Annotated in this window: 14 protein-coding genes and 1 tRNA gene; 8 read left to right on the forward strand and 7 right to left on the reverse strand. The window is 41.7% G+C overall.

Going from position 1 to position 18044, the window contains the following annotated elements:
* Entirely contained in the window at positions 1–960 is a 960-nt protein-coding gene (gene gspN, locus LPTSP_RS03400; RefSeq protein WP_108927420.1) for a type II secretion system protein GspN, read from the forward strand.
* Positions 961–1098: 138 nt separating this feature from the next.
* Here gspN and LPTSP_RS03405 read toward each other — a convergent pair whose 3' ends face one another.
* On the reverse strand, positions 1099–4692 hold the full coding sequence (locus LPTSP_RS03405; RefSeq protein WP_108927421.1) for a vitamin B12-dependent ribonucleotide reductase: 3594 nt from the start codon (positions 4690–4692) through the stop codon (positions 1099–1101).
* A gap of 217 nt (positions 4693–4909) precedes the next feature.
* Here LPTSP_RS03405 and LPTSP_RS03410 point away from each other — a divergent pair.
* The 3 genes from LPTSP_RS03410 to LPTSP_RS03420 all read left to right on the forward strand — a co-directional run bounded on the left by LPTSP_RS03410 (position 4910) and on the right by LPTSP_RS03420 (position 8250).
* A tRNA-Asn gene (locus tag LPTSP_RS03410) sits at positions 4910–4985 on the forward strand.
* Positions 4986–5464: 479 nt separating this feature from the next.
* Positions 5465–6016 carry a hypothetical protein gene (locus LPTSP_RS03415; protein ID WP_108927422.1) on the forward strand — a complete coding sequence of 184 codons (552 nt, stop codon included), beginning with the start codon at positions 5465–5467 and terminating at the stop codon, positions 6014–6016.
* 14 nt (positions 6017–6030) lie between these two features.
* A complete protein-coding gene (locus LPTSP_RS03420) occupies positions 6031–8250 on the forward strand; it encodes a membrane dipeptidase (protein WP_108927423.1) in 2220 nt (739 codons plus the stop codon).
* 56 nt (positions 8251–8306) lie between these two features.
* Here the strand turns inward: LPTSP_RS03420 and LPTSP_RS03425 are convergent, their stop codons facing one another.
* Positions 8307–9014 (reverse strand): LytR/AlgR family response regulator transcription factor, encoded by a 708-nt coding sequence (locus tag LPTSP_RS03425; RefSeq protein ID WP_108927424.1) that lies wholly within the window; start codon positions 9012–9014, stop codon positions 8307–8309.
* A 33-nt stretch (positions 9015–9047) separates the two neighbouring features.
* Entirely contained in the window at positions 9048–10433 is a 1386-nt protein-coding gene (locus LPTSP_RS03430) for a sensor histidine kinase (protein WP_245915450.1), read from the reverse strand.
* 331 nt (positions 10434–10764) lie between these two features.
* Between LPTSP_RS03430 and LPTSP_RS03435 the strand changes: the two genes are divergently transcribed.
* The 4 genes from LPTSP_RS03435 to LPTSP_RS03450 all read left to right on the forward strand — a co-directional run bounded on the left by LPTSP_RS03435 (position 10765) and on the right by LPTSP_RS03450 (position 14849).
* Complete coding sequence (locus tag LPTSP_RS03435) at positions 10765–11307, forward strand: hypothetical protein (RefSeq protein ID WP_108927426.1); 543 nt, start codon at positions 10765–10767, stop codon at positions 11305–11307.
* Positions 11308–11326: 19 nt separating this feature from the next.
* A complete protein-coding gene (locus tag LPTSP_RS03440) occupies positions 11327–13546 on the forward strand; it encodes a membrane dipeptidase (RefSeq protein WP_108927427.1) in 2220 nt (739 codons plus the stop codon).
* Positions 13547–13665: 119 nt separating this feature from the next.
* Positions 13666–14145 carry a hypothetical protein gene (locus LPTSP_RS03445; protein WP_108927428.1) on the forward strand — a complete coding sequence of 160 codons (480 nt, stop codon included), beginning with the start codon at positions 13666–13668 and terminating at the stop codon, positions 14143–14145.
* A gap of 86 nt (positions 14146–14231) precedes the next feature.
* Positions 14232–14849 carry a hypothetical protein gene (locus tag LPTSP_RS03450; RefSeq protein ID WP_135354746.1) on the forward strand — a complete coding sequence of 206 codons (618 nt, stop codon included), beginning with the start codon at positions 14232–14234 and terminating at the stop codon, positions 14847–14849.
* A 62-nt stretch (positions 14850–14911) separates the two neighbouring features.
* On the opposite strand, the gene LPTSP_RS03455 is transcribed toward LPTSP_RS03450, so the two are convergent.
* From LPTSP_RS03455 to LPTSP_RS03470, 4 genes are read right to left on the reverse strand one after another with little or no spacing between them, the layout of a single operon-like run.
* Entirely contained in the window at positions 14912–15199 is a 288-nt protein-coding gene (locus LPTSP_RS03455) for an exodeoxyribonuclease VII small subunit (RefSeq protein WP_108927430.1), read from the reverse strand.
* Positions 15196–16473 (reverse strand): exodeoxyribonuclease VII large subunit, encoded by a 1278-nt coding sequence (xseA, locus tag LPTSP_RS03460; protein WP_108927431.1) that lies wholly within the window; start codon positions 16471–16473, stop codon positions 15196–15198. The genes LPTSP_RS03455 and xseA overlap by 4 nt, the downstream gene beginning before the upstream one ends.
* A gap of 6 nt (positions 16474–16479) precedes the next feature.
* Entirely contained in the window at positions 16480–17592 is a 1113-nt protein-coding gene (locus tag LPTSP_RS03465; protein ID WP_108927432.1) for an AI-2E family transporter, read from the reverse strand.
* Positions 17592–18008, reverse strand: coding sequence for a hypothetical protein (locus tag LPTSP_RS03470; protein ID WP_245915451.1), 417 nt, complete (start codon positions 18006–18008; stop codon positions 17592–17594). The genes LPTSP_RS03465 and LPTSP_RS03470 overlap by 1 nt, the downstream gene beginning before the upstream one ends.
* Between the last annotated feature and the right edge of the window lie 36 nt (positions 18009–18044).

The raw sequence follows: 18044 nt of genomic DNA on the forward strand, positions 1-18044 counted from the left end.
ATGGCTCGCGCAAAAAAGATAGAATTAGAAGAAGAGGACGAACTGATCTCCAACGAGGAAGAAGAATTCCTCACGATGGAGTTGGAGGAATTACCTCCTGATGGATTAGAGGAAGAAGATACTCCTAGATTTTCTTTCAAACAAAAACTAATCCTGGTTGGAAGCGGAGTCAGCTCCTTTCTTCTTTTTTTAATACTATTATTCCCTTACGAAAATATAGTCCGTCAATTCATGAATTCCTCTTCCGGACAACCAAGCAGTGTATTTTTTAACGAGTTATCAGTCTCCGTTCTACTCGGAAAAGTTTCCGTAAAATCTATGGAGATCATGGGCCAAACATTCAAGGTCAGATCCAAGGACGCTCAGATCAAAGCTGGACTTTTTTCCCTCTTGAGAAAGAAGGTGAACGGTGATTTCGAAATAGAAGAATTGGAACTAGACTATGACGGCCAAACTCTTGGAAACATAGGGGAATTAGAAGGTCACCTACAGTTGGACTCTTTGAGCGTCCCGGCTAGCAGATTCGGTGGAGCGTTTTCTCTTAAAATGCCGGAAGGAAAATTCGGATCCTTTCCCAATCTTCCTGAAATTCCTTTTGTAGGAAAAATAGAGAACTTTTTCGTAAATAAGATACTCATCACTTCTAAAATAGACCAAGGGATGGTGGAATTCGAAGAATTTATTATCGATACTTCCGTTGCAAGATTGGATCTACACGGAAACGTCAGACTTTCGGATTCTTTTTCCAATTCCCAATTAAATTTAAGAGCCTGCTTCGAGTTAGAAAGAAATTTTGCATCCGCCGCCGAAAACCAAATTATAGTAGGTGCGTTAGATCTTCTAGAAAAAAGCGGAAGTGGAAAATGTATCCCGATCACTGGGACTTTCCAAAGACCTGAATTCAAGATCCCTGGTCTGAACGCTCCTGCAGGTTTGCCGGGCGCAGGTCCTGTTCCTTAATCAATTTAACAAATTTTCAAACTTTCCCTAAACTTTAACAGGCCAGGGAGAATATTCACTTTTTCTAAAGGTATAAAAAAACCTCGAATCGCGCTAGCCGCCACCCGAGGTTTTTCTTTTTTACACTGGGCTCTTAGATCAAGAGCATCCAGTAGTTGCCCCGCAGGACATACATTTCAAACAAGAACCGTTTCTTACCATTTCGAAAGATCCGCATTCTGTACAGGAATCTCCAGTATATCCTTTGATCCTTGCAAGTTTGATCTCTTCCATCAAGGCAATCCCTGAAGTAGGTTTTTCCGTCCTCATCATCTGAGAGTAGGAAATCGTTTCCGGCTCGGAAGCAGGAGCAGTTTCCACTACTGCAGAAGGTGCAGGTTGCACCGCTTGCTTAGGCTGGATGGACTCGGAAGATTTTCTGGATCCGATCTCGTCTCCTCTTAGATCTTCCGGAGCCACTTGGCCAAGATCGTATCTTCCCAGATAAGTGATCGCAAGTTCTCTGAAGATGAAATCGATCACGGAAGTACTCATCTTGATATGTTTGTTTCCGGTCACGATACCGTTCGGTTCGAATTTGAAGAATGTGAATGCATCCACAAACTCTTCTAGTGGGACCCCATGTTGTAGACCTAAAGATACAGAGATCGCAAATGCGTTCATCAAACTTCTGAATGCTGCACCTTCTTTGTGCATATCCACGAAGATCTCTCCGAGTTGTCCGTCTTCGTATTCTCCGGTTCTTAAATAAACTTTGTGACCGCCTACGACCGCTTTTTGCGTATAACCAGCACGTCTGTTCGGAAGTTTACGTCTATGAGAGATATACTTATAAACAATCTTTTCTGCGAATTGAGACGGATCTTTCGCAACCGCAGCTTCTGCGATCTCTTCCTGTTCTTCCAACTCGATCCCATTCAGAAGTTCCATTACGGAATTGAGAGGTTGGGACAATTTGGATCCGTCACGGTAAAGAGCATTCGCTTTTACCATCATCTTCCAAGAGATATAATATGCACTTTTGATATCTTCAACAGTTGCATCTTCCGGAAGGTTGATTGTTTTAGAGATCGCACCGCTGATAAACGGCTGAGCAGCAGCCATCGTGCGGATATGGGATTCGTAGGAAAGATAACGTTTTCCATATTTACCACATTTGTTCGCACAATCGAATACAGGATAATCTTTCTCTTTTAAGTAAGGCGCGTTCTCAATGGTCATTGTCCCGCATACATAGTCGTTAGCCTTATTGATATCATCCCTAGAGAAACCTAAATGTTCCAACAGATTGAACGTAAAAGAATCATATGTTTCTTTTGCAATACCAAGGTTCTTTTGTAAGAAGTTCTCACCCAAATTGAATTTGTTGAACGCAAAATTGATATCGAAAGCGTATGGAAGAGAGGATTCTACTTTTTCCAAGATCTCATTCGTGAAACCTTTTTCTTTCAAGCTTTGGGTATTGATTACAGGCGCACCGTTTAAGGTAGCATGTCCCTTACAATAATTCACGATAGACTCAATCTCGGAAGGGGAGTATCCCAATTTACGAAGAGCCAGAGGAACGGACTGGTTAATAATTTTGAAATAACCGCCACCCGCTAATTTTTTGAATTTCACGAGAGCGAAATCAGGCTCAATTCCGGTAGTATCACAATCCATTACCAAACCAATGGTTCCGGTTGGAGCGATCACGGTAACTTGTGCGTTTCTGTACCCGGATTCTTCTCCCAATATAACCGCTTTGTCAGAATCTTCCTGAGCAGCTTTCAAAAGATAAGAAGGGCAGTATGCAGGATCAATTCCGACAGGAGTGATTGTAAGTCCTTCGTAATCTTCGGAAGGAACATTGTACGCCGCTCTTTTATGATTTCTCAGAACTCTAAGCATATGCTTTTTGTTCTTTTCATAACCAGGGAATGGTCCCAACTCTTTTGCCATTTCCGCAGAAGTAGCGTAAGCGGTCATATGCATGATAGAAGTGATAGCACCGGTGATCGCCATAGCTTCCTTAGAATCATAAGGAATTCCCATGATCATCAATGCGGAACCTAGGTTTGCATATCCGAGTCCAAGAGTTCTGAACTTATAGGAAAGTTCTGCAATTTCTCTGGAAGGGAACTGAGCCATGGTCACGGAAATCTCGAGAATGATTGTCCAAAGGCGGCAAAGATAACGGAAACTTTCTACGTCGAAAACTAAGGTTTCCGGATCGATAAACTTCTGTAAGTTCGCAGAAGCCAGGTTACATGCGGTATTATCCAAGAACATGTATTCTGAACATGGATTGGAAGCGTTAATGTTTCCATCTTCTGGACAAGTATGCCATTCGTTGATGGTAGTATGATACTGGGTTCCCGGATCGGCAGAAGACCAAGCAGCAAAGGAAATTCTATCCCAAAGATCTCTTGCTCGGATCGTTTTTACAGGTTTAGCAGCTCTTTTTTCCTTCAGAGCTTTTTCTTTTTCCGTTCTATTATATAAATGCCAAGGAAGATCCTGCTCTACAGCATTCATGAACTCATTCGGAAGACGAACGGAGTTATTGCTGTTCTGTCCGGAAACAGTATTGTATGCTTCGGATTGCCAGTCGGTGGTTAATTCTTCGAACAGGATCTCTTTGTATCCTTGTCTCGCAAGATCGATCACCCTTTTGATATAATTATCAGGGATCAGGACTTTTTTTGCTTCTACGATGGTCTTTTTAAGAGCGGAGTTCTTTTTAGGTTCGAAACGATCCTCTCCCTCCATTTCGTAACAAGCTTTCATGATCGCATTCAAATGTCTGTTGTTCAGAATGGATCCAGTCACAAGAGAAGCTACTTTCTTCTCTTCTTCTACTTTCCAATCTACGAAACGATCGATATCCGGATGGTCCACATCCAAACATACCATCTTAGCAGCGCGACGAGTGGTTCCTCCGGACTTGATCGCACCGGCAGCACGGTCTCCGATCTTTAAGAAACTCATCAAACCGGAGCTTTTTCCTCCGCCAGAAAGAGATTCGTTTTCCGCTCTCAGGTTGGAGAAGTTGGTTCCTGTTCCGGAACCGTATTTGAATAGGCGAGCCTCACGGACCCAAAGATCCATGATACCGCCTTCATTGACTAGATCGTCATCTACACTTTGAATAAAACATGCATGAGGTTGTGGATGTTCGTATGCGGAAGAAGATTTTACCAATTTTCCACTGGTAGGATCCACATAGAAATGTCCTTGGGACTTGCCGTCGATCCCGTACGCCCAATGTAATCCGGTATTAAACCATTGAGGGGAGTTGGGAGCAGCCATTTGAGAAGCCAGCATGAAAGAGACTTCTTCATAGAAAGTTTTCGCACTTTCTTCGTCGGAAAAATAACCGTATTTATATCCCCAATAGGTCCAACAGCCCGCTAAACGGTGGAAAACTTCCTGTGCTGATCCCTCACCAACGAAACGATCTTCTGCTTTTAAAGAAGAAAGTTTTTCGGTGTCTGGTTCAGAGCGCTGTAACCATTCTGGAATGCCTTTTTCATCTACTTTTTTTAAGTATTTAGGCACTCCTTTACGTCTGAAATACTTCTGGGCAAGAATATCTACTGCAACTTGAGACCATTGGTCCGGAACAAGTATGTCCTTAGCTTCGAAAACGACAGAACCGTCTGGGTTAGAGATCTTAGAATTCCTTTTAACCCAAGTTAAGTCCTTGGAAAATCCCTTCTCAGGTGAAGTGAAATGTTTATTTAGCTTCATAGCATGCTCCTTATGAAACTCCGGCAAAATATAGTGCGTTTTTGGATTATGTCACGCTACTATAGCTTTCGCATTTTCAGGTAGCACTTTTCCAAAAGCTGTTCGGTTTTTGCCGGAAAAATTGTTTGTAGATCCGATCAGAAAATACCTATGTCTCGAAGATTTTTCATTGCCAGCCTGCCTCATTTCTAAAAACTGGATCCTGCTACCACGACACTCCCCTTTAGCTCAGTCGGTAGAGCAAGTGACTGTTAATCACTGGGTCGCAGGTTCGAGCCCTGCAGGGGGAGCCATCTTTTCCCTTCCTTCAAATCTTACCAAATTTCAGCAAATTTACGATCTTCATAATAGACCCTGTAGATCCACATTTGTTTAGTCTTTTAGATATAATTTACGTTATTTTTTAAAAAATGAACCATTGGACCTATGATATCATAGGGTAAAGTTCCCAAAATCGAGGGAATTTCAGTAGGTTATTGCCTCATCTGGTTGACTATTTTATGTAGAAGCTCCTACAAATTTACAGAGAATCCGAGAAAAAGACCGACTATTTCCTCCAAAAACGCCTTTTCTCTTACTGATTTCGCATAACAAAGGCGTTGTTAATCGAAATCAAGGGATACGGCCAAAAGTCTTTTATATAACAACCGATCGAATATAAAGAATCCTCTTATATAAGGGGTTAATAAGAATTTTTCCATTCATCATACCTAGATCCACTTTCATCCCAAACTCATTGCAGGTGCCTTAGAATCCTAGTATGTTCCTACATATGTCTTTTAGAAAAATAACCATACTTGTTTCAGCCCTTTTGATCTCAGGTATTTTACTTTTATTGCTGGTGCCTTCTTCTTCCAAGAATGCAGCCGTTTCTAATTCCGGAAAAAACGTTTTTTCCGAAGGCTTCTCCTCATTTTCGAACATTCTTAACCTAGGCTCATTATCATCTTCCAATGAAGAAGAAGGACTTATACCTGCTTCTCTTCTCAGAAATGAAACTCCTGACAATTTATATTGGATAGCAGTGGCAACTCCTAGAGATGCCGCTGAAACAAAAGCCCAACATGAACTCAGAGAAGATTGGGCGGCTCTTTACGGAAAGATCTACTCCAACAAAGCAACTCGTAAAGAGATAGATCAATATTATACGGCACAGATCAAGCTGCAAGAAGACCAATTGGAGCTATTGAAGATCATGGAGGATAGATATCCGGAACGTTTGAACGACGATTCGAGAAGAATGATCCTGGCAGGCAAAGAACTATATGCTAAAAAGCTAAAAAATGTAAAAGATGAATATGAAAAACACATAAACCAAAAATAGATTTGGAGAGAATTATGAATTATCGGTCAATACGAAGATCCGTATTCGGCTTCGTAGTATGTACGATGTTTTTCGCAGGAAGTGCATCCGTGTTTGCGGATCCTTATTGGGGAACATTCAAGAAGGATAGCTGCACGTCGATTTTCCCAGGCAAACGTCAGTATTCTGCCATCCTTTACGGGATCCCTTCGGGCCAAAGTTGGGAGACTACCTGCGCTAATATGGGAGCAACCATTAACGGCCAAGTATTTACAAAGCCTAGTCGTTGTAAAAACACTGGTTTAAATATGTGGGGAGAATTCGATCTAATCGATGACTCCTGCGAGGCGAACTGGTCGGCAACAGACGATGGCGGAGGTTATAACTGGACTCATAAAAATGACGGTTGCCAAACTTCCGGAACCTATGCGGGCAAAAGAAAATATTCTTCACGTATCTGGAACGTAGTAGGTATTACTTGGGAAGAAGCATGTGCTAAATTGCCTCTTACTATTGCAGGTAAAACTTATACAACTCCAACTCGTTGTGTGAATACCGGAACCACAGGTATGTGGGGAGAATGGTATGTTGCAGATTCCAGTTGTGAGTCCGCTCCTAAAGCTTACGCAAGAGGTACTCAGGATTCTCTCAAAAGAACAGGAACTCTTTCTGGTTATGCGGATCTTCATACTCACCCAATGGCTCACCTAGGTTTTGGAGGAGTGATCTTCCATGGAGCTCCTTATGGAGAACCAGCAACTGCACTAGCGGATTGCCCGAGTATGTCTAACGAAGGGCATTCTGCAGGACACTCCAGAGTAGAAGCAATCGTACAAGACGATATTATCGGAGCTCTACTTTCTACTGCAAAACATGATAATAGAGGATACGCAAGTTTCCCTTATTGGCCGGCGAACAATAGCTACACTCACCAAACAATGTATTATGAGTGGGTCAAACGCGCCTACGAAGGTGGCCTCAGAACTATGGTCGTGCTTGCGGTTAACGGTGATTATATGTTCGGAGCAACGGACAATGGTCTTCCGGATATTATCAAAGGGATCGCAATTGCAACAGATCCAATTTACGATCTAAACGACATGAACACCTTACGTCGTCAAACCCAAGCAGTATATGATATGCAGACTTGGATTGATCAGAAAAGCGGCGGTGCAGGTCTTGGATGGTTCCGTATCGTAAAAACTCCTGCAGAAGCTCAAAGTGTAATAGCGGCGGGTAAACTCGCAGTTGTCTTAGGTGCAGAAGTAGACTATCTAGTAGATTGTACTACAACCACTTGTACTGACTCAATGATCACACAAGGTGTTCAGGAAATGTATGACGCAGGTTTACGTTATATCTTCCCGATCCACTTGAAAACCAACGGATTCGGCGGTGCAGGTCTTTACAATATCCTAGGAAGTGGAACCAAGTATGACTGTAAACACTACGGACAAGATTGTAACGTTGCTGGCTTAACTTCTTACGGACCTAAGATCATGAAAGCCCTTATGAAAAAAGGGATGATCATAGACGTGGGGCATATGTCCGCAAGATCTTTGGATGGAGCACTAACATACGCTGAACAGCAAGCATATCCAGGTATCGTAACAGGTCACACCGGAGTATATGATATGGCGAATAAAGGAAATCGTCATGAGGCAAACCCAACAGGTGCAGCACTCAAACGTATCATTGCCTTAGGTGGAATGATCGGACTCATCCCAGGACAAGGAAATCTGGACGAGGTAGGGGAATGGAGACAAAACTCTGACGGATCCTATATCTCCCACGCTTGTGGAGGAACCACTCAAACATTCGCACAATCCTATCAGTATCTTAGAAATCTGATCGGAGACCAAGCTTATGACGGAAGAATTACTGTCGGAACAGACTTTAACGGATTTGCCCATATGCCTGGACCTCGTTACGGAACCCGCGCATGCCCAGGAGGAGTATCTACGATCGCTCAGCCTGATTCGGCTAAAGTAGGGTATCCTTTTGCACCGGATGCTTCCATTAGAAAAGCTGCAACTCTTTCAGCTCTTCCTTCTCTTGGAAAATATACTTTCGGGAACAGGACATTCGACTTTAATACGGAAGGAGCAGCTCATATAGGGCTTATGCCGGACTTCTTTGAAGATTTGAGACAGCAAGGCTTAAAACGTTCCGATCTGGAACCGGTTTATCGCTCTGCCGACTTCTTCACTACTATGTGGCAGAATGCAGTCACAAGAGGTGCGAGCATCCAATAAAGAAATCTAAAACGAAATAGATTTTTTACAGCCTGCCAAACCCTGCGGGCTTTTTTTTATCCTAACATTTCTTTTAGAATATTATATCTAGATCTGGATAAAGCAACTTCTGCGGAATCGCCTAGAAGAACTTTAAAATGGTTTCCTTTTCCATGTAGTATCTTCTTCACTTCGGAAAGATTGATTATAAAAGATCTATGAGAGCGGAAAAAATCGGAATTAAGTTCGGAAAGAACCGACTCCATCGTTTTGCGTATTATTTCCTTTCGTCCAGACTTGAGATGGATCTCGGTAAAATTACCGGAAGCTTCTAAGTATAGAATGTCCTGGAATCGGATCACTTCTATCATTCCGTCTTTTTTTAGAGAGATACTATTTTTACGTATAGAATCCGCTTTGGATGCGGACGCAGACTTCATACGATCAATTGCTGCGATAAATCTTTCTCTTGTGAATGGTTTTGCCACAAAATCCAAAACACCGAAATCAAATGCGCTTACTGCGTTTTGTTTATCCGAAGAGATAACAATCGTATAGAAGGAATCTTTTTCAGGCAACTTTAGTATCTCGTAGCCTGATTGTCCTTTTAGATTGATATCCAAAAGAAGAAGGTCGATAGGGTTTTCACGAATACTATAAAGTGCAGGAGTCAGTTCGTCGAAGGTTTTGAGAGATACTAGACTTTTTCCGAATGCCTCTCTGCAATAATGCTGGATGGTCCTTGCCATCAGTTTGTCGTCTTCGACTAAAACAGCTCTCACCATGCTTAGCGATTTCTGTAAAAAATTCTCAAAAGGTCAATCTGAAATTTTGGTTCTGGCAAATAGAACAGTGAAGGTCGCTCCTTGCCCAGGTTTACTTTCCAAGCTGATCTTTGCACCGAGTAGTTCTACCAATCTATGAACTGCATAAAGCCCCACACCGCTAGAAGGTTCGTTACCGGTAGGCTTCGCGGATAGACGAGTGAACCTGGAGAATAAAAGTTTTTTATCTTCGTCTGTGAATCCTTTTCCTTCATCTCTGATCTGGATCTGGACAAAGTCTCCATTGTCTTTTATCAATTTGGATTGAATGAATATGGAACCGCCTATAGGAGAATATTTTACCGCATTTGAAACCAAATTGTCTAAAATACTTGCGACCGCTTTTCTATCGGAACGGATCTTTAGGTCTTCTTTTTCAAATTGAGTATGAAATTGGATACGTTTTAAAGAAGCCTGGTAATCGAAGTTCTGGATGGTAGATCTAATATAAGAATTGATATTCAAAATATTATAATCTATTTTTATATTTTCAAAACCGGAAGCTGCAATTCCGACTAGATCGTCGATATGCCCCAAAATTTTTCGGGAAGAACTTTCAATATCGGTTAGGATCTCCTTCTTCTCCTTATCCGAGAACGATTTTAGGTTTTTACGAAGGATCGTGCTAATACTCATGATCCCTGAAAGTGGACTTTTCAGGTCGTGAACTGCAATACTGATCATATCACTCTTATTGGTATCTTCTTCTTTTAACCTTTCGTTCAAACGGATGATCCTCTGGGTTTTGAGATAAGTATTCGCCAAAGTTAAGAAAGAAACACGATCGAAAATTAAGATCAGAAACAGAGTCACCAAAGGGTTTTGCAAAAGTACCGGTTCTCTATTTCCGCTATAATAAATAAAACTGTATAGGATCGTATAATTGATCGCGTAGATAAAATACTTAGTATGGTCCGGAAATCTAAACATGATCGCAACGCTAAACATAGCAGTGGAGAAAAGTGAAATTTCCGGAAGTCGAGGAAATACCACAACTGTGATACAGGTTCCGGTTAAGGAAAGAAGAAGGACCCCAATCCTACAAAGTAATTTGATCCGATCCAGACCCGCTCTATGCAAACGACCCGAATTCAAAAGAACATTCATCGTCAAAAAAACGGCATAAAATACCAGATCGAATAGAACGAATGAATTGTCCTTTGCGTCCGAAAATGCATCCACGATATCATAAAATGCAAAAGGAAGAATGATGATAGGCAGGATCAGATAAACATATCTGAGTACGATTAAAATTTCTAAGTAAGCGTTTCGAGTAAATACGGGAGCAAAATTTACGGAAGAAAGTATCTTCGCCTTTCTATATTGTCTAAGTGCAAAACGATAATTGAGTCCGAAAAAAAATCGAAATAGCGCCCACATATTCCCAGATTTGTCCCTTTCCCTTTTAAAAAACTCCCTTTTTTGCCCAATCATTCGATTTAGGAAAACTAGTGAAAAAACTTTGTCAAAAAGATGAACAAGAAAAGCCATACATTCCAGAAAAAAGAATGAACTTATCCCCAAGAATACAAGCAATTATCATAGAACTGCGCGTTCTAGTTTATAATTTTATGACTTAAGTACCGATTTTACTTCTTCTTTTTAGCTTCAAAAATACTAGAGCATGTTTTCAAATATTTATAACATTTTTCTAATAAATAATTACAAAGAATTTGCATAACGGAGCGAAATGTAATATACTGTTCGGCCGATGCCATCTAAGAAAAACGCATTACTGATCTCTTCTGCTTTTATTGTAGTTGTTCTTATTTTTATTTTCACTAGAAGCCAGGCCGGAGCCACTCAATCCTCTTCCAAGAATGTTTTTTCGGAAGGGCTCTCTATTTTCTCTGGATTTATCAAATTGGGAACTTCTTCTTCTCCCTATAACGAAGATAACGCAGTTGTATCCGCATCCCTTTTAAAAAGTGAGACTCCTGATAATCTATATTGGGTTGCAGTTGCTACTCCCCAAGATGCGGGAGAAAAAAAAGCTCAGGAAGAACTCCTGGAACATTGGGCAACATTGTATGGAAAGATCTACTCCAACAAAGCTACCCGCAAAGAGATCGATGAATATTATACCTCTCAGATAAAGCTCCAAGAGGACCAACTAGAACTATTGCGCTTAATGGAAGAAAGATATCCAGAGCGCCTTGATGACGAAAAACGCAGAATGATCTTAGCCGGCAAAGAACTGTACGGCAAAAAGCTGAAAAACGTAACCGAAGAATACAAAAAACATACAAACTAGTAAGTAGGGAGAGAAACGTATGAAAACTCGGCTTTTACGAGGTCCTGCGTTAGGCGTCGTGTTCCTGGCTGTTTTTGTCACGAGTACGTCCATTTTCGGTGATCCATATTGGGGAACATTTAAGAAGGATGGTTGCACCGCAATTTTTCCTGGGAAGCGTCAATATTCAGCAATCCTTTACGGGATCCCGTCCGGCCAGAGTTGGGAAACAACCTGCGCAAATATGGGAGCAACCATCAACGGCCAAGTATTTACTAAGCCAAGCCGTTGTAAAAACACAGGATTCAATATGTGGGGAGAATTCGATCTGGTCGATGATTCTTGCGAAGCGAACTGGGCTGCACCGGACGAAGGCGGGATCTATAATTACACTCATAAGAATGACGGTTGTCAATCCTCTGGGACTTATGCAGGTAAAAGAAAGTATTCTTCACGTTTATGGAATATAGTAGGTGTTACCTGGGAAGAAGCCTGTGCCAAAATGCCGATTACTATCGCGGGAAAAACCTATACAACTCCTCATCGATGTGTGAACACAGGCGGTGCAACAGGAATGTGGGGAGAATGGTATGTCGCAGATTCTAGTTGTGAAACCGCTCCACAAGCTTACACCAGAGGAGCTAACGATTCTCTTAAAAGAACCGGCACTCTTTCAGGTTATGTAGATCTTCATACTCACCCGATGGCTCATTTAGGTTTTGGTGGAGTTATCTTTCATGGTTCTCCATTCGGGGCACCTGCAACTGCATTAGCTGATTGTCCTAGCGTTTCCGACGAGGGACATTCTGCAGGACACTCTAGGGTAGAAGCAATCGTACAAGACGATGTTATCGGAGCCTTATTAGGAACCGTTCGCCACGATAACCGAGGCTATAGCAGCTTTCCTTATTGGCCTGCTAACAATAGCTACACTCACCAAACTATGTATTATGAATGGATCAAACGCGCATATGAAGGCGGGATGAGAGCCATGGTAGTACTCGCTGTAAATGGTGACTATATGTTCGGAGCAACGGATAACGGACTTCCAGACATCATCAAAGGAATAGCGATCGCTACCGATCCTGTCTATGACCTGAACGATATGAACACTTTACGCCGCCAGACTCAGGCAGTGTATGATATGCAAGCTTGGATCGACGAACAAAGCGGCGGTCCTGGACAAGGCTGGTTCCGTATCGTTAAAACTCCTGCAGAAGCGCAGAGTGTAATTTCTGGCGGTAAACTTGCAGTGGTCTTAGGCGCGGAAGTGGACTATCTGGTAGATTGTACCGGAAGCAACTGTAACGATTCTATGATCACACAAGGCGTTCAGGAACTATATGACCTGGGACTACGTTATGTGTTCCCGATCCACTTAAAAACCAACGGATTCGGTGGGGCAGGTCTCTATAATATCCTGGGAAGTGGAACCAAGTATGATTGTAAACATTACGGACAGGATTGTAACACTGCTGGTCTAACCACTTACGGACAGAAGGTACTTAGAGAGTTGATGAAAAAAGGAATGATCATCGACGTGGGTCATATGTCCGCAAAATCTTTGGACGGAGCTCTTACATTTGCTGAGCAACAGTCTTATCCAGGTATCGTAACAGGTCACACCGGTGTATATGATATGGCGAATAAAGGAAATCGTCATGAGGCAAACCCAACAGGTGCAGCTCTCAAACGTATCAGCACCTTAGGTGGAATGATCGGGCTTATCACAGGCCAAGGAAATCTGGAAGAGATAGGTGAGTGGAGACAAAATAGCGACGGTTCTTATATCGCACATGCTTGCGGCGGAACTAGTCAAACATTCGCCCAATCTTACCAATATCTCAAAACTCTAATAGGTGATCCTGCTTACGATGGAAGGATCGCTGTCGGAACAGATTTTAACGGATTTGCCCATATGCCTGGACCTCGTTATGGAACCCGTGCTTGTCCTGGAGGAACCTCAGTCATTGCACAACCAGAAGCTTCTAAAGTAGGTTATCCTTTCTCTCCGGATTCTTCCATTCGATTAGCGGCAACTCTTGCGGCGAATCCTTCTCTTGGAAAATACTCCTTCGGGAACAGGACATTCGACTTCAATACGGAAGGTGCATCCCATATAGGGCTCATGCCTGACTTCTTTGAAGACCTAAGACAACAGGGACTCAAACGTTCCGATCTGGAACCGGTCTATAGATCCGCAGACTTCTTCACTACGATGTGGCAGAACGCGGTAAATAGAAGCGGAAGTATCCAGTAACTTAAGCTAAGGCCCGCTGCACAGCGGGCCTTTTTCTATCCTCAAGCCCCAAAGAAAAAGTTTGGTCTTTGGAACGAAAAGAGAAGAATAGGTTCTAAGATAAAAAGAGCTTATTTTCTATGAGGCTTTTATTGTACCCAAAGACCCTAATTCCTTCCTTATTCCTTTTACTTACTGTAGCCTGCTCCAACGGAGACACAGATTCCACGGACGATACTGCAGCGAGCCTATTATACTCTGCTTATGGAGCCAGTTTTACTCCCGTGCCTACCGGTGGATGTGCGGATTCAGCAGTTCCATCTATCGTTACGGGAGGATCCAACACATTCTCCGGTGCTAGCTATTATTATTATTTCTATTCTTTTACAGGAAACGGCGCAACAAATACCTTCAATGTTAGTTTTACTAGCGGAGAAGCAGACCTTTGGATCGGTACGGAGAATGCAGTGCTCATCCCAACGGATTTCAGTCAGGTAGAAGTTAGAAGTGAAAATATCGGGACCGAATCCCATTCCGGAGTAAGTACTGCAAGCGGTTCCACTCGTTGTTTGGTCATCCCCGTCACGGATGCGGGAACCATCACGTTATCAGTGCAGTGAATTCACGACCATAGTTTAATAAATAATTGACAATCGCTTCTCCGGCCTTATCTTTCCGTTTCCAGGTCCATTAAGGAGCAAAACGGATGTCAACAAGCGAACCACTAAGTATAGTCGGTATCATTAAAAACAGCATTGAGTTAGGGTTAAAAAACTTCGTACCCCTATTCGTTGCTTTTATTCTTTGGTTAGTAACAGTATGGATACCATACTTGAACGTAGGAACATCGATCGGACTATTTTTTCTAATCCCGATCAAGATCGGAAGAGGAGAATCTTTTTCACCTACGGATATCTTTAACAAAGAAAATAGGAAATACATTGGTGAATTCTTTCTTACCACTGGCTTTGTGATTTTAGGGTTTTATGCGGGAGTACTTTTCTTTGTTATTCCTGCATTCGTTATCGCAGTAGCATGGGGCCAAGCAACTTATCTATTATTCGATAAGGGATATGATCCGATCCAAGCGATCAAAAAGAGTAATGAGATCACCTATGGTAAAAAATGGATTATATTCTTAGGCTCAGTAGCATTAGTACTTAGTATTGCAATTGGAACTTTCATTCTTGGATATATTGCAGGTCTGATCAGCCAATATTTAACTTACCTAATATTCTTTGTGATCTATGTGACCTTCTTTCCGATCGTTATCTCGTCTAACGGATATATTTATAATACGCTGGCTAAAGAAGCAGGATTATAATTCTAACAAAAAAGGCGCCGGATGGGCGCCTTTTTTTCGATCTTGTATAAGTTCTAATTTATTTAAAACAACTCGTCATCGTCGTTAGGCGGAGTTGCCGCTCTAGAAGAAGTTTCCGACTTAGGACTTGCGGTCTTTTTCTGAGTTTCTCCGCTTCCTGATTTGGAAAGATATTCTATTTTTCCTTCCGCTTCTGCGAGAATGGATTGGCAAAGGATCTTAAGTTCCATCCCTCTTTCATAGGATTTGATTGACTCTTCTAAGGTCAATTGGCCTCTTTCCAAGTTTTCTGCGATCTGTTCCAATTCGGTTAAGGCCTGTTCAAAACTGATTTCTGTCTTTTTACTCATTGTATTTCACCTTGGTAAGAAACCCGAATCCTACCTTCCGCTAATATGACCTCTAGTTCTTCTTCTTTCTCCAATTGAGCCGGAGATGTAACGACTTTTTTTCCTTTCTTGCGGACCACAGAATATCCTCTTTTCAAGGTTCCCAAAGGAGAAAATCCTTCCAGTTTTCCAGAGAGAAGTTGGAACTCCTTCTTCTTTCTTTCCAACTGGGATTTAAAAGAAGTTATAAGTCCATTCGATACGGGACTGAATTTATTCTGGGCACTCATCAGATAGTTTTTGCCCAATAGATGGATCCTGGAATTGATCTCGTCGAGTTGCAAAATTCGATCATTCAACATGGATCTAGGATCTAAAAATGCTTTTTTATTCGTAAGGATCCTAAGCCTTTCTTTCAAATTGCTCGCCTGGTTTTTTAAAGCGGTCTTGAGCCGGACTTCAAATTCTATAAGTCCCGATTCTACAAGTTCCATTTCGGGCACCGCCATTTCTGCGGCAGCAGTTGGAGTAGGAGCAAAATGGTCCGCTGCCAGATCTGAAAGAACAGAATCTATCTGGTGGCCCACTGCGGAAATGATTGGAACTCTACTTTCTGCGAATGCAAGGACCACTTTTTCGTCATTGAAGGCCATTAGGTCTTCTGTACTTCCCCCACCTCTGCCTGCAATGATCAGATCCACATCCCATTTCGGATCATTCAATTGCTTGATTGCGGAAATAATAGACTCAGGCGCTCCATCTCCCTGTACTAAACAAGGAGAGATCAAAATATCTATATTAGGAAATCTTTGCTTAGAGATCCGGATAATATCTTCAATCGCCGCTCCTGTAGGGGAAGTGGCCACTCCGATCCTCCAAGGGAAAGCAGGTAGCTTACGTTTTCTCTCCGGATCGAATACACCTTGGGCAGCAAGTTTTCTTTTTAATTCTTCTATTTGGAGTAGAAGGTCTCCTTGTCCCAACTCTTCTATTTTAGAAATGTTTAAATTATACTGTCCCCTAGGTTCATAAACAGAGATCGCACCGAATGCTTTTATCTCCATTCCGTTTTCAAGAGGTTTTCCCTTATACCTTCCATTGCTATAGGAGAAAAAAGTACAGGCAATAAGTGACTTTGGATCTTTTAGATTAAAGTAAATATGGCCCTGGTGGGACTTGGAATAATTGGAGATCTCTCCTTGTATCCAGATATTTCGAAGAATATCCGGACCGGTCAGAAGTTGTTTAACGATAGAATTGATCTCGGAAACTGAATATGTTTTTGTTTCTTCCATCAAAAATTAACTGGCGAAAAAGTCTTTTCTGTACAATTTCCAGAAGTCCCAAAGGATCACAACCATTGTGACTGCAACTGGTCCTAAAACCAATCCCATGATCCCGAATTCTTGGATCCCTCCGATCAAAGACAAGAAGATCAACAGAGGATGGATCCTAAGCTTTTTATCCAACATCTTCGGTTTTACTACATTCTCTAAAACGATATACAAGGTCAGACCCATTACCATAAACAAACTGGCGCCAATGATATTATTCTCGATGAACATCAAATAAAGTCCAATCGGCAACCAAACCACTGAAGTTCCAATCACAGGGATCAAAGAGAAGAATGCAGCAAGACTCGCGTATAAGAACGGGTTGGAAATTTTTGCGAATAAAAGAAGAATATAAACAGCAGCCCCCTGCATAATGGAAACAATTAGATTTCCTTTAAATACAGTCTGAACCGCGGCGGCAACCTTTCTACCAACTTGTTCTTCCACCTCGGTGGAGAAGGGGAGATTGTCCAAAATGAACCTTTCTATCTTTCTTCCGTCTTGGTAAAAAAAGAACAAAAGTAAAAGTGAGAAGAAGAGATTCATGATAATCCCGGCTGGAAGATCGATAGAACCTAGAATAAAAGAAGAAGCATTACTCAAAACTGCGTACAAGCTATCCAAGTTTAGGATATCTATATAATTCTTAGCAAAGTCCCCGTAAATTTCAGGAAGTTTTACCCAAAAGAATGGATTATCCGTAAATAGATCCGTAAGAATATTCAAACTCATGATCGTATCTATGATCTTATCTTCCGAAAGAGAGATCCTGATCTTGAATAGAATGGAAAGAGATTCTTCGATCAGAGTGCGGATCATAAAATAAGAAGGCAAAATTACGATCATACAAACAGAACCGATCATGATCCATGGGGCCACTGGCTCGAATCTGGGGCCGACCAATCTTCTCAATTGTTTGTATTGTTTACGTGTAGCTAAGTATAAGATCAAAGCGACAAGTGCGGAATAGAAATAAGGCCTTAAAACTACGAATAATAAAAGTCCCGTCCCGATGCAGAATATGCCTAGGATCAGGTTAAAAAGTTTTCGGTTGGTTTCCTGTCCTTCTTTGGGGGACATCAAAATCCTCGGTTCGCAGTTTTCTGGAATAATTTTACGATACTTCCTTTTTCTTCGGAATGGATGGTGATCGCGAGTATCTTATGCCTAAGAACGTCCACCAAATACAGACTTTTCTCCTCAGATTTTTGACTCTGTAAAATTTTATGACCGAAACTGGAGATCAAATATTCGTAATATCTCTCCATCGTGGTTTTTGGAAGAGAAGTTTTAAAAACTACAACCGCTTCCTTATTATCCAGCAAACGATCCGCTTTCAATTCGGTAAAAAACAATACCTCAGAATCATCCGGAACAAAATTGCTCGGAATGGAAGAAGGTGCCTTATATGGTTTTTCAACTATGGTGAGTTGGTTATGCCTGAAAATTTTAGGTCTGTCCTTGACCTTTTTGGTTTTTACAGGGTCAGGGTTCATCAAATCGGGTAATTTGGGTTCTTGAGAAAAAAGAGA

It is taken from the genome of Leptospira johnsonii, from assembly GCF_003112675.1.
Lineage (GTDB): Bacteria > Spirochaetota > Leptospiria > Leptospirales > Leptospiraceae > Leptospira_B > Leptospira_B johnsonii.